Annotated in this window: 13 protein-coding genes; 6 read left to right on the top strand and 7 right to left on the bottom strand. The window is 40.5% G+C overall.

Annotated elements, in window-relative coordinates; genetic code table 11:
* The first annotated feature begins 103 nt into the window (after nt 1-103).
* A complete protein-coding gene (gene panC / locus RBR61_RS07360; protein WP_320343214.1) occupies nt 104-925 on the top strand; it encodes a pantoate--beta-alanine ligase in 822 nt (273 codons plus the stop codon).
* Here panC and RBR61_RS07355 read toward each other — a convergent pair.
* The 4 genes from RBR61_RS07355 to flgB all read right to left on the bottom strand — a co-directional run bounded on the left by RBR61_RS07355 (nt 902) and on the right by flgB (nt 4,031).
* A complete protein-coding gene (locus RBR61_RS07355; RefSeq protein ID WP_320343212.1) occupies nt 902-2,677 on the bottom strand; it encodes a penicillin-binding protein 2 in 1,776 nt (591 codons plus the stop codon). The two genes, panC and RBR61_RS07355, sit on opposite strands and share 24 nt — an antisense overlap.
* Nucleotides 2,678-2,782: 105 nt before the next feature.
* Nucleotides 2,783-3,082, bottom strand: coding sequence for a flagellar hook-basal body complex protein FliE (gene fliE, locus RBR61_RS07350; protein WP_320343210.1), 300 nt, complete (start codon nt 3,080-3,082; stop codon nt 2,783-2,785).
* Between the two features lie 13 nt (nt 3,083-3,095).
* Entirely contained in the window at nt 3,096-3,590 is a 495-nt protein-coding gene (flgC, locus tag RBR61_RS07345; RefSeq protein ID WP_320343209.1) for a flagellar basal body rod protein FlgC, read from the bottom strand.
* A gap of 9 nt (nt 3,591-3,599) precedes the next feature.
* Nucleotides 3,600-4,031 (bottom strand): flagellar basal body rod protein FlgB, encoded by a 432-nt coding sequence (gene flgB, locus RBR61_RS07340; RefSeq protein ID WP_320343207.1) that lies wholly within the window; start codon nt 4,029-4,031, stop codon nt 3,600-3,602.
* 256 nt (nt 4,032-4,287) lie between these two features.
* Between flgB and RBR61_RS07335 the strand changes: the two genes are divergently transcribed.
* The 3 genes from RBR61_RS07335 (at nt 4,288) to RBR61_RS07325 (ending at nt 7,195) form a co-directional block, all read left to right on the top strand.
* Nucleotides 4,288-4,722 (top strand): prepilin-type N-terminal cleavage/methylation domain-containing protein, encoded by a 435-nt coding sequence (locus tag RBR61_RS07335; RefSeq protein ID WP_320343205.1) that lies wholly within the window; start codon nt 4,288-4,290, stop codon nt 4,720-4,722.
* A 115-nt stretch (nt 4,723-4,837) separates the two neighbouring features.
* Nucleotides 4,838-5,281 carry a prepilin-type N-terminal cleavage/methylation domain-containing protein gene (locus RBR61_RS07330; RefSeq protein WP_320343203.1) on the top strand — a complete coding sequence of 148 codons (444 nt, stop codon included), beginning with the start codon at nt 4,838-4,840 and terminating at the stop codon, nt 5,279-5,281.
* Between the two features lie 30 nt (nt 5,282-5,311).
* Complete coding sequence (locus tag RBR61_RS07325) at nt 5,312-7,195, top strand: primosomal protein N' (protein WP_320343202.1); 1,884 nt, start codon at nt 5,312-5,314, stop codon at nt 7,193-7,195.
* 102 nt (nt 7,196-7,297) lie between these two features.
* On the opposite strand, the gene RBR61_RS07320 is transcribed toward RBR61_RS07325, so the two are convergent.
* Both RBR61_RS07320 and RBR61_RS07315 read right to left on the bottom strand, forming a co-directional pair.
* Nucleotides 7,298-7,864: an NUDIX domain-containing protein gene (locus tag RBR61_RS07320; protein ID WP_320343201.1), complete on the bottom strand. Its 567-nt coding sequence runs from the start codon at nt 7,862-7,864 to the stop codon at nt 7,298-7,300.
* A complete protein-coding gene (locus RBR61_RS07315; RefSeq protein ID WP_320343199.1) occupies nt 7,833-9,041 on the bottom strand; it encodes a peptidoglycan DD-metalloendopeptidase family protein in 1,209 nt (402 codons plus the stop codon). The genes RBR61_RS07320 and RBR61_RS07315 overlap by 32 nt, the downstream gene beginning before the upstream one ends.
* Nucleotides 9,042-9,155: 114 nt before the next feature.
* On the opposite strand from RBR61_RS07315, the gene RBR61_RS07310 reads away from it, so the two are divergent.
* Nucleotides 9,156-9,989 (top strand): plasminogen-binding N-terminal domain-containing protein, encoded by an 834-nt coding sequence (locus RBR61_RS07310; protein ID WP_320343197.1) that lies wholly within the window; start codon nt 9,156-9,158, stop codon nt 9,987-9,989.
* Nucleotides 9,958-11,343, top strand: coding sequence for an FAD-linked oxidase C-terminal domain-containing protein (locus tag RBR61_RS07305; RefSeq protein WP_320343195.1), 1,386 nt, complete (start codon nt 9,958-9,960; stop codon nt 11,341-11,343). Before RBR61_RS07310 ends, RBR61_RS07305 begins: the two co-directional genes overlap by 32 nt.
* Before the next feature lie 3 nt (nt 11,344-11,346).
* Here RBR61_RS07305 and RBR61_RS07300 read toward each other — a convergent pair whose 3' ends face one another.
* Entirely contained in the window at nt 11,347-13,185 is a 1,839-nt protein-coding gene (locus tag RBR61_RS07300; RefSeq protein ID WP_320343193.1) for a GGDEF domain-containing protein, read from the bottom strand.
* Nucleotides 13,186-13,258 lie beyond the last annotated feature (73 nt).

Genomic DNA, 13,258 nt, shown 5'->3' with positions numbered 1-13,258 from the left:
TCTTAACTACGGTTAGGAGTTTCAAAATCTTCCTAAAACTACATCTAAAAATTTGCTCTTCAAAAATAAGCAAAGAGTTTTTAGAGGTGTCCAAAGGCTGAAAATGAAGATTATTTCTTGTCCGCATGAGCTAAAAGAGTACCTTAAAAACATAAAAAACTCTATCGGTTTTATACCGACCATGGGTGCTTTGCACGAGGGACATATCTCACTTATAAAGAAGGCAAAAGAGCAAAATGAGACGGTAGTTGTCTCCATATTTTTAAATCCGACACAGTTTTTAAAGGGTGAAGACCTAGATAAGTATCCTAAAAAAGATGAAGCTGACAAAAAAATATGTTCCATTAGCGGTGTTGATGTTCTTTTCTTCCCTCAGCCAAGCGATATGTACGGTGCGGACGAAGTCTCTCTCCTTGCGCCAAAGGTCAGAGGCTATGTTCTAGAAGGGCAGAGCAGACCTGGACACTTTAACGGTGTTTTAACGGTTGTAATGAAGCTGCTAAATATCGTAAACCCGACAAGGGCGTATTTCGGCAAAAAGGATGCACAGCAGCTAAATCTTATCTCCTTGATGGTCAAACAGCTTTTTATGGACGTTGAGATTGTTCCCGTAGATACTGTTCGTGAAAAAGATGGTCTGGCTCTTAGCAGCAGAAACGCATATCTTGGCAAGGAGGAGAGAGTTGAAGCTCTTAAAGTCTCATCTTCTTTGAGACTCTCAAGTGCAATGGTGAGCAGGGGAGTGCTTGATGCTAAAGAGATAAAGAGCGCCATGAGAGAGATACTGGCACCGCTGGAGATATTTTATGTCGAGATTTTAGACCGTGATTTTAACCAGTTAGAGAGGGTTGAGATAGGTAATAGCGTTATTTTAGTAGAGGTTAAAGTAGGAACTACGAGGTTACTCGATAATATTTGGCTTTAAGTAGCCCTCTTCAACCAGCGTGTCTACAATATTTTTAAAGACAGGAACAGCAGTTTGAGCCGCAAACTGGCTCTTTTTAGGTCTGATAACGATCGTTCCTATCGTATATCTGCTTTTTTCATCATTTGCAAAACCTACAAAAGCGGTATTATACTCGTTTACATATCTTCTATCTTCGACTATATGAGCAGTTCCAGTTTTGCCTCCAACCTCCAGACCTTCTGTTTTAGCTTTAACGCCCGTTCCCTCATCGACCGTTTTGATCAATATCTTTTTTACTCTGTGAGCAGTTGAGGTTTTGATAACTTGAGGCTGTTCCTGTTCAGGTATAGCTATCTCTCTGTTGTAGTGATCTATAAAAGAGTCTACAACCCTTGGCGTAACCATTCTTCCGCTATTGTTAAAGACGCTGTAAGCGCGGATAAGCTGCATAAGATTTGCACGCATACCGTATCCGTAGGAGCAGGTTGCCTTATAGATCTCATTTTCCAGCTGCATTATGTGAGGAATGGAACCAGCTCTTTCATATATAAGATCCGGTGTAGATTTTGAGGCAAAGCCGAAATCAAGCAGGCCTTGGTTGAAATCTACTCCTGAGAGTTTTTGCGCAAGTTGTGCAATTCCTATGTTTGATGAGTGTACTATTGTGTTCTCTGCACTCAGCCAGTCAAACTTATGTTCGTCCGTTATGATCTTTCTTCCTATCTTATAACGTCCGTTATGCCCATTGACCAGGTCATACGGATTAACAAGTCCTTTATCCAAAAGAATAGCAAACGTGATGGTTTTTATAACACTCCCCGGTTCAAAACTGTACTCTATCATGGAGCTGTTTAGGGATGGGTAATCACTTTTTTGTATGGCTTTTGGCATATATCTGTTCGAGCTTGCCATTGTGATAACTTTGCCGCTTTTGGTATCCATGACAACAGCTATGATCTCTCTTGCCTCCAGTTCGATTTTCATCTTATCAAGCATCTTCTCGACTCTTAGCTGAAGAGCGATAGGAATATTTAGTTTTACGTCAAGTCCTTTTATCTCAGGTTTTGTAAAACTATCTTTGTTTAGGATGATATAACCGTTTACATCTCTTGGACCTTGGCTTAGTTCATCCTGCTTTGCCTGAAGCTCATTTTCAAACTTTTTCTCTATCCCTTTGACACCTTTTACATATGTGTACCCGTCATCTTCAACTTTATGAGGGTAGCCTATAATAGGTGTTAAAAGCTTGCTATAAGGGTACTCTCTGCTCTCTCCGCTCTCAATAATGCTAAGCCCGTGCAGTGATGTCCTACCAGTTATTGGATTTTTCCTCTCAACAAAAACATTCAGGCGTCTAAGCTCGTAAGCAAGTTGCTTAAGGTATTGCGCCTCTTTCTGCTCGATGTTATAGCTAAGAACCACAACCCCTTTTTGCTTGCTTATCTTCTCTTTGATCTCTTTTGCGTCAATACCTGAGTATATGCTAAATAATTCTATAAAAAGCTCTCTCTTTTTTGGGTCTATATAGTGAGTATTTACGACCGCTTTATAAAGCTTTACGGTAGATGCTATATGAAATCCGTCAGCGCTTATAATGGAGCCTCTGACCGCTTTGGAGCTCTCTTTTGTGTAGAGTGAGGGAAGATCGCGCGGCTTGAGTGTCGTTAGAAGCATAACGACTAAAAAGAGTAAAAAACCAAGAACTATCAGTGAATAGAGTATAAATATCTTTTTACTTTTGTTCTCTGTGTTTGCATTTTGGTTGTTCATATTTCAGCTGTCTTGGTTTTTAAATGGATTATAGCATCTTATGCTAATGAAGTGTGTTAATAAAAAGGCTATGTAAAACCTTTTTACATAGCTGAAAAGTTACTATTAGAGCTGAGTTCTGCCTAGCTCTTTGTAAGCACTTAGCGCTTTGTTGCGAATTTCTAGCATAAGCTTCATGCTGGTTTCTGCTTTTCCGATGGCAAGTGCGGCTTGGTGCAGATCTTTAACCTGTCCTGTTGCCATATCACCGATAGCTTTATCGCCTTTTTCTTGAAGTTCGTTTACTTCATTAATGGCAGACTTTAGTGTTTTGGCAAAATCTTCGCCACCAACACCTTCCGCCTTGCTCTTCTGTTTTAGGAGCTCTGCGGAGGAGACGCCTGAAATGTTATCAATGCTACTCATAATATACCTCTATTTACTGTAACAGCGAAATCGCGCTGTTAGCCATATTTTTAGAACTCTCAAAAGCCGCAACATTGGCCTGATAACTTCTAGTTGCTTCTACTAAATCGGCCATTTCGATAACGGGATTAATGTTGGGGTATGCCACATAACCGTTAGCGTCCGCATCAGGGTGAGAAGGCTCGTACTTTAAGTTCGGCTCTCTGTCGTCGCGTGAGATCTTGTCAACTATAACGCTCATTATAGCAGGATTTACCTTTTTACCGAATTCACCCTCATTTAGCGGGTCTTGATATTTTGCGCTCTCGCTCATGCCGTCCACCGCTTTGTTGAACACATCGTTGAAGTTGATAGCCTTAAATACGACCTCTTTTCTTCTGTATGGTCCGCCCTCGTCGGTTCTGGTCGTCTGAGCGTTTGCGATGTTTTGTGAGATGGTATTTACACGAACTCTTTGGGCAGATAGTCCGTGACCGCTAATATCAAAACTGCTTAAAAAATTTGACATAATTTACCTTTAACTAACTTTTGAAGATGCTTCAATTACGCTTTTGTAGATGCCTGAATTTTTCTTCATGGCATTAACCAGAGCGTTGAACATGATGGAGTTTTTACTCATCTCTGTTGTCTCAACATCAAGGTCGACGCTGTTGCCGTCGTTTCTTGCCATATGGCCGTCTCTAAAGAACCTTTTTGGCATAGATGAACTCTTCTCATCCTGTAGCGGCAGATGCGCACCGTCCGTTTGAGCCATCTGAAGCTTCGGCGTGCCTTGGTTTAGTATCTTTGCTCTTTGTTCTGAGAGCGCATCTTCAAAACGTATATCTCTTGGTCTATAGTAAGGAGTGTCCGCATTTGCAATGTTTGACGATATCATATCCTGACGGATGGCTCTGTAGTCAAGCGCTTTTGCGGCAAGATGCTGTGAAGCCGAAACCTGTATGCTCATTGGAACTCCTTTTATTAATTTAAACGATGTCGGAAGTAATTCCGCCATCTACGCTAGCCGCTAAGGCGCTGAAGCTTGACACTTTCGTGTCAGAATTGGATTAATTTTATAATCTAATTTCTAAGTAACACAATACAAGCAATTAAAGTTCCAAAATAGATAACCAATCTATTTAAGCATATATTAATGACATCTGCCTCATAATGTTTACTAAGGTTGCAAGAGTGACCGAAATTTTTATTTACGAGGAGTTCTTATGAAAAGAGCTGGTTTTACTATGATCGAGTTGATCTTTGTTATCGTTATTTTAGGTATTTTGGCTGCGGTTGCACTGCCGAGATTTATTGGTGTTTCTGAGCAAGCTGAGGCTGGGAAGTGTAATGCTTTTATTGGTACATTAAATCGTACTACTTTACCAGCGATATGGGCTGATATGATGTTAAATGATTTAAATGAGACAACGGCGTTTACAGCAGCTACTATTGGTGCTCAAATTGAGGCTCCAGTAGAGTGCCGTAAAACAGGAGTTGCTGCAACAGCGACACAAGCAACAATTCTTGCTGACTATGCAACCGCTGCAAATGCAGGCACAAGTTTTACAGTTACAGTTGGTGGTGAAGTGTATGATGTTAATGCAACGCAGGCATCTAGAACAACATCTCCTACATTAGAGTGGAATAAGCAGCCTTAATTTTCTCGTTCCACCTCTTTCTCGTTCCCACGCTCCTGCGTGGGAATGCATATATAAAAGTAATTATTTTCAAGTTATTTTAAAATAGTTTTAAAATTATTACTCAAGGTTTTTTATGAAATTCTCTCGTGCATTTACTGTTATTGAACTTATTTTTGTCATCGTTGTTTTGGGAATTTTGGCGACTGTGGCTCTTCCAAAATTTGGTGCAACTAGAGAGGTGGCGGATATTGCTAAAGGACGTGGGGATGTTGCAACTATCCGTACTGCTATTGCAAATGAGCGACAAACTCAAGTGATTAAAGGCAATACTTCTTATATAAATAAACTGAGCAGCAGTTCTACTACTCTTTTTACAGGTGACACCAGTGTAACTCCGAACAGAACTCTTTTAACGTACGGTATAAAAGCAGGAGCAGGCTCCGGCGATTGGACAAAGAATAGCGATACAGAGTATGTTTTCACAGTTGGCAGCAGCGTAAATACCTTTACATATACGCCTTCTGATGGTAAATTTTTATGTACAAGCGGTACAGAGTGTTCTGCACTACAGGATTGATTGGCTATATTTTATAAAGTATCGGATTGTTTGAAAACTTTGCACTACTACAACATAGCACTCCTTGGCTCTCCGCTAGAACCGTTTACATATCAATCACATAAGACAATAGAAATCGGCACAAAAGTAAAAATAAATGTGAGAAACAGGGATGGATTTGGTGTAGTAATATCTACATGTAAAAAACCTGAGTTTGAAACAAACGAGATTTTGGAAGTTTATGATTCTCTTTACTCCGACAAACAGCTCTTGCTTGCTCAGTTTATATCCTCATACTATTTTTGCTCGCTTGGGGAGGCGCTTGGGCTTATGTCGCCGTATGTGGGTACGAATTTACAGGCAGAGCATGAGAACGAGAGTGTGGGTATGCATTCCCAAGCGGAGCATGGGAACGAGAAAAAGATAAATCTCTCCGACAAACAAAAAGAGGCTCTCTCTTTTTTAAAAAAGCATAAGGCCTCACTTCTTTTTGGCGATACCGGCAGCGGAAAAACAGAAATCTACATGTACTATTTTAGTGAGATGATAGAGCAAAAAAAACGCTCTATTTTTCTTATGCCTGAAATTTCGCTAACTCCGCAAATGAACCAAAGACTGCACAATCATTTTGGCGATGCAGTTGTTATGTGGCACTCAAAACTTACACCAAAACAAAAAAAAGAGGCACTGGAGAAGATTTATGACGGAAGAGCAAAGATAATAGCAGGTCCGCGCTCTGCACTGTTTTTGCCCATCAAAGAGCTAGGTCTTATAGTTGTAGATGAGGAGCATGATGAGAGTTACAAGTCATCCTCAAGACCGCGCTACAACGCAAGAGACATAGCCATATATATGGGGAAACTTCACGGAATCAATGTTGTTTTAGGGAGCGCTACCCCAAGCCTTACAACTTATGTAAAATTTCCACGTGTAAGGCTTAAGGGTGGATATTTTGCTTCAAAAAAAGAGTTTGTTTATGAGCGCTCTTTAGAAAAATTATCTCCGATGATACTAGGAAGTCTCAAAGAGGTATTAGAAGCAAAAGAGCAGGCTATACTTTTTCTTCCTACTCGTGCAAACTTCAAGTATCTCATATGCGCTGATTGCGGGCATACCTACAAATGTCTCTTTTGTAGTGTAGGTATGAGTATTCATCAAAAAACACGCTCCCTAAATTGCCACTACTGCAATTTTGCTCAAGCAATCCCTCAGGTGTGCTCAGAGTGTAATTCGCCTAATCTTATAAGCTCAAGACTCGGAACAGCCGAGGTTGTAAAAGATATAAGGAGTGAGTTTGAAGAAGCGGTAGTTGAGCAGTTTGACAGAGATGTCATTACTACCGCAAACAAACTCAAACGTGCTCTTAAGAGCTTTAATGATAAAGAGATAGATATACTTGTGGGAACTCAGATGATTAGCAAGGGGCATGATTATCACGGTGTATCTTTGGCTGTTGTTATGGGACTTGATAATATGCTTAACATGAGTGACTACAGAGCAAGAGAAAAGGCGCTCTCTACACTTATACAAGTAGCGGGAAGAAGCGGACGAAAAGATAGTGCAAAAGTGCTAGTTCAAACATTTAATCAAGATTTTTTTAGCGTTTATATTGATAAATATGAGGATTTTTTAGAGTATGAGAAGGAGTACAGAAAAGAGCTCTATCCTCCTTACAAAAAATTGTGCCGCATTCTATTTTCACACAAAAACGGCATCAAAGCCAGCGAAGCTATGCAGCAGATGCAGGAGTCTTTGAGAGCCTTTTCAAATGTAGAGATAGTTGGGTTTGGAAAGTGCGGCATTGAGAGGGTTGCGGACAAGTACAGGTTTGAGATACTTCTGCGTTCCGATAAAAGCACAGACATTATAAAAGCTATTTCTGCATGTAAGAACGCTCTGGCAGAAGTAGATATGGACCCTATCGAATTTGGATAAAAATAAAAATCTTCATATAACTTCGTCGTTGTAGCACGCGTCGCATACTAAAAGTATGCTTCCTTGTTTGCGCCTAGAATTTACATAAATCTTTTTATTTTTTTAGAGAGAGTGTTGATTGTCAAAGAACCAGTAAAAAGCCATCATAACACCTGTCGTCTTTTGATAGCTCTCATCAAACATAAACTCTTTTGCCCCTTTGGTAGGAATATAGATGACCTCTATATCCTCCTCATCCAGTCCGCCTCCATTGTTTACCTTCATGGAGTCATTGCACTCGGCATAGTAGAGAGTTTGAAAGGTGCCTGATATTCCCACACTTGTGTAAAATGAGTTGATCTTTTTAAGGCTCTCTACCGGTATGTCGTAACCACACTCTTCTAAAACTTCCTCTTTTGCAATCTCGGCAAGGCTTTTGTTCTTGTCAACTATCCCCGCACACAGCTCATACATCATTCCGTTATTTGGATTTTTGTTAAGCACCGTGGCACGAAGCTGTTTTACAAGCACAAAAGCGTCCCTCTCTCTGTGCCAAAGCAAGACGGCAACACTGTCATGAGTTACAACGGCCTCCCATTTCCTGCTGATCCCTTTGGCAGAGTAGTTTATTAAGATGGGTTTTACGAAATTTGGTTCTTTAAGAGTCTGAATCGAGTTTATCTTGTACACATAGCTCTCCGTTATAAAAATAGCAGACACTCTGAGGTGTACCGACTCTTGCATATTTTGTCTCGTTTGCGATATGCAGGTTTATACTTTCATCATAGTTTGATTTTAGCTGTAGAAATGCTGTTTTTTCCTTGCCCGAGAGTTTTTTAGTCGCCACTTGAACAACGCGCAGAGGATCAATTGCCCGATTGTTTTTATAGAGCCCAAAATGCAGATGCGGTCCTGTTGAGAGACCAGTGCTTCCGACATAACCGATTATTTGGCCTTTTTTTACGTAAGAGCCTTTTCTTAACCCTTTTCTAAATGAGCTTTGATGAGCATAAAGAGTCATATAGCCGTCTTCATGCTGTACTTTTATCAGTTTGCCGTATCCTCTTGTTTGCCCTATGAATACGACTCTTCCGCTTCCTGCAGCTGCGATAGGAGTACCTCTTGAAGCGGCATAATCAACTCCCAGGTGGGCACGGTATTTTTTTAAAACAGGGTGAAATCTTCTCTTTGTAAAGCGTGAAGATATTCTGGCTCCTCTAACCGGATTGCCGAGCAAAAATCCCTCTATCTCTTTGGCGTCTTCGTTGTAGAACCTGCCGTCGTCATTTAGGTAGATATAGTGCTTTTTGCCTCTCATCTCTATCATTGCTGCTTTTAGTGTCGGCATAGAAAATGGTTTTCCAAGACGGTATTTTTGCTCATATATCATCGCTAATGTATCACCTTTGCGAAGGTCTCTTTTGAAGTTTAGCGAATGTTTAAAGCTTGAGACGAATATTGTCGCAAGTTTAACGGAGCCCGTCTCTTTTATAATGTCGAGATATGGAGAGTGCTCAATTTGTAACGTAAATGCTTCTACTCTTGTCTCACTGATGATGGGCAGGGTCTCAAAAAAGTACTCAGCGTTATTTTTGTATATGTGTATTTGCAGCTCATCATTTAGCGGTATAAAAACTTGGGAGATTTCTCCGTTTTTCTCTTTTGAGATCTGGTAGTGAATACCTGAATATATCTCTTCGGTGAGTTGTTGCTCATCTTCATCCAAGTTGTAGTAGAGCGGTTTTAGCGGAAGGGAGTTCTTCTCTAAAAACATAAGGTATGTCTCGCCGTTGCTCCAGCGGTAGGTCTCGACCTGCGCCCCAAAAAGGGATGTTGCAAATATAAAAAATATAAAAAATTGTCTCATAAATATAACCGTAAATGTAAAATTTTTCAAAATAATTTTAAAACTCTAACAAAATTTGCCTTAGTGTGAGGTTTGTTTGCTATAATCGCACTATATTAACTATAAAGTAGAAAAATGAAGCAGATAGTTGTCCTTTTGATTATAGCCTTAGAGCTTTTTGGAGTTGTTGTAAAATCCCCTGTTATAGAAATAAACGAGGATGCAACCGAAGTCACGATTAAGATCGAGAAGATCGATGTTGGAGTAAGCGGCTTTATCGTTCACGGGATAGATGAAGAGCATACTACCATCTTGAAAAATGCCGTAGTTAAGAGTTTTGATGAGAATAGCAAAATCGCAAAATTAGCCATAAGCGAATTTAACGCGCTTAGCAGCAGCGCTCTGCCAAGCGGAAGATGGGATGTTCAAATCGGCGATACTGCAGTTTTGGCTTTTGGTTACACAAGAGCTCTTTTGATCGCTCCAAATGAAGATATATACTACAGAGTGACCAAAAGCTCTAATGTTCAATGGATACATCCTGATATTTTCGCTACTATCCTCTCATTTAACGGTCATCCGACACCGCTTAGAAGTGATTTTACCCAGATGAGCACAAATACATCAGTAGGTTTGGTCTTTATATATCTGGATGAGAGAGTCTATACACTGGATGCAAAAAGTTTTAAAATATTGGCCATCACGGATGCAAAGCTAGAGCAAAAAGAGGTAAATCTTCCTTTTTATATGAGAGTTCAAGAGATAGATGCTGCGTGGTGGGGAGAGGGAAGCGATGAACTTGATGAGTACGAGCCTCACTACTATGAGCTGATGGTAAAAGCAAATCCGGATAACAGAGAACTTTACGAGATAGTAAAAAACGGTGGCGAAAAACTAGAAGATATAGTTGAAGAATTTGATTTTGAAGGGAAAAAAGATGATAGAAAAAAAACATTTGGACTATTTTAAGAGCGTTGTCGGCGATGAAAATATCTATAGCGACAAAGCACATCTCATAGCCTACTCATACGATGCAACGCGTGAGCATTTTGAGCCTGATGCAGTCATATTTCCAAGAGATGAGGATGATATAAGCAAGGTTTTAAAGTACTGTAACGAGCATAGAATTGTTATAGTTCCTCGCGGAGCGGGAAGCGGTTTTACTGGCGGAGCACTTCCAAGTAGCGGCGGGATAGTGCTGGCTATGGAAAAACATATGAACAAGATACTTGAGATCGATATGAAAAATATGGTCGCGGTAGTTCAGCCCGGAGTTATCAATATGGACCTGCAGCGCGCCGTTGAAGAGGTCGGACTTTTCTATCCGCCGGACCCTGCTTCTCAGGAGTATTCAACTATAGGCGGGAATGTCAGCGAGAATGCGGGCGGTATGAGAGCTGCAAAGTACGGCATTACCAAAGATTACGTCATGGCTACACGTGCGGTACTTCCAAACGGCGATATCATTAAAGCCGGAAAGAGAACCATAAAGGATGTGGCAGGCTATAACATCAGCGGTATCTTGATAGCTTCAGAGGGGACTTTGGCAGTTCTAAGCGAGATCACTCTAAGACTTATTCCAAAACCAAAGATGACAAAAACGGCAATGGGTATCTTTAAGAGCGTAAACGATGCAATGAATGCCGTATATAAAACAATGGCAAGCGGTGTGACACCAGTTGCTATGGAGTTTTTGGACAACTTGACCATACGTGCGGTCGAGCAGACCTTCAATAAAGGTCTTCCTGTAGATGCAGGTGCTCTTTTGGTAACAGATGTGGATGGAAACTTGGAAGATGACCTTGATTTTCAGCTCGCTCAGATCGAGAAGGTCTTTAAAGAAAACGGCTGTTATGAGTTTAAAATAGCAAAAGATAAAAAAGAGGCAGGCGATCTATGGTTTGCAAGACGCAATGCTTCTCCTGCACTTAGTGTTTACGGAAGCAAAAAACTAAACGAAGATGTAACAGTTCCGCGTTCAGCTCTTCCGGAGCTTTTAGAGAAATTTTATGCCATAGCCGACAAATACAACGTAAAGATACCTTGTTTTGGACATACCGGAGACGGCAACGTTCACACAAACGTTATGGTCGACGGAAAAGACCCCGAGCAGGTAAAAATAGCTTATCAGGCTATAGAAGAGGTGTTTCAGGCAACCGTCGATCTGGGAGGAACATTAAGCGGAGAGCATGGAATAGGGCTCGCAAAAGCACCATACATGTCTATGGCGTTTACACCTGAAGAGATGGCGCTTTTTAAATCTATAAAGATGGCGTTTGATCCAAACAACATCCTAAACCCTGCGAAGATGGGATTGAATTAACAATTAAAACGAGTTTTTCATATCGCCGTTTTTAAGCAGGCTCTCATCGAAACATACGACTTGGTTTCTACCGTGCTCTTTAGCATGGTAGAGCGCAATATCCGCATATTTGATACACTTCCAAATACTGTTGCTGTCATCAGGAAACATAACTGCTCCGACACTTAGCGTTTTGGTAAATGTTTCAGAACCTGCAGAGATAGACTGTATTGCAAAGTTTTTACGTATCTTCTCGGCAACCTCTTTTATATGCGTTCTGTCGCAGTTATGCAGCAGTACTATAAACTCTTCGCCGCCAAATCTGATTGGAATATCCGATGAGCGGATAGACTCTTTTATAACTCTTGAAACCACCCTGATAGCCTCATCTCCAACATCGTGACCGTAAGTATCATTTATCATCTTAAAGAAGTCTATATCAATCATCAAGATGCCGTAAGGAACTTTGCTTCTTAGCGCCTGGGGGATAGCCGTTTCAGCGAACTCATCAAGATACTTTCTGTTAAACATGCCTGTGAGTTGGTCAACTCTTGCCATTTTGTTTAGTATCTGCATCAGTTTTTTGCTGACAATAGCAGGTCTGGCAGTTGCTATGTAATCCTCAATGAGGCCTACAAGATTTCTAACTCTAAGGCTCTCCTCTTTGTCTTTGGTAACTATAGAGATTATAATATTTAGTTCATTCGAGATCGAGTATGGGATGCAGAGATGCTCTAGCCCCTCCTCGTGAAACTTGCTGCATGTTTGATCAAAAATTGTTGAATCAACTATGCTGTTTATACGATCCGCTCTGCATTGACCATCAGCCAAGTCACAGTGACAGCCGTTTACGCTGTATACCACTTTTTTTATGCCGCTTAGTGTATCTGCTTCAATAATAGTAAAATCAGCGAGCTTAAATTTTGTTTTAAATAGATAAGCAAGTCTCTCGTATATGTCCTCTAGATTTTCGTCATGCTCTATTGTCTGCTTGAACTTATATATCTCAGAGAGCTTGTCTATGGTATCGTTAATGTTTACAAGTGGGTCATGCGATATGTCTTTGTTCTTATTTTGAAGAAATATATATACCTTTTTGTCTATCTCTTCAAAAACTTTTTGAAGCTTCTCAAGCAGAGAGTTTAGCATTTCAGCGACCGATCTGCTCTCATTCGTATCTCCGCCATCCACTCTCTTTGAGTAGTTGCCGTTGTAAGCGGCTAACATTACGTCTCTGATAGAGTAGAAGATATTTACATACGGTTTTAAGAACTTATTTACTACTAAAAGTACCGCAAGCATTATAATAATAGCCAGCAGGGCCGTATATCCTACAGTGGCCAAACTGCTTCCTCTTATATCGCTGATGTCTATGACCATACTTACGGCTCCAAGGACCTCTCCCTCTTTGGCATCATGACATGTCATACAGTTTGTTGTGCCAAATGCTGAAGCCTTAAACGGTATGGTCATACGAAGAGTGCTTTTAGTTGCGGTCTCTGTAAGTTCCTGAGCTGTTTTACCGTTTCTAAGCACTCTTTTGTCAATTTCGTCACGGGCAATTTCATTGTTCAAACCCTCTCCATACTGATTTATCACAGTCTGAGAGCGTGCGACCCAAAGTGCACTTACATTTTCTATATTTTCAATTTGGTTGAGAAAGTAGAGACGTTTGTCCATTATGCCGTTGACCATATGAGCGGTAAGCCCGCTCTTTACGACCTCTGCGGTGAGCATCGCCCTTTTTTCAGCGCTCTCAATGCCGAAGTTTCTAAAACTAAGAGAAACAATAATGATCATCGATATGAAAAATATTAGAAACAGTCCTGATAGAATCAGTGTAACCTTCTGCCTTGTACTCATATACGGCCCCTTTGTGCTTTGATGGAGGTCTATTTGTGATATAATTTTTCCTTATTATATCATAGAGATAAAA

The organism is Sulfurimonas sp., from assembly GCF_034005705.1.
Taxonomy (GTDB): domain Bacteria; phylum Campylobacterota; class Campylobacteria; order Campylobacterales; family Sulfurimonadaceae; genus Sulfurimonas.
Note: the sequence above shows the minus strand (reverse complement) of the source record. Positions and strands in the feature narration are given on the sequence as shown.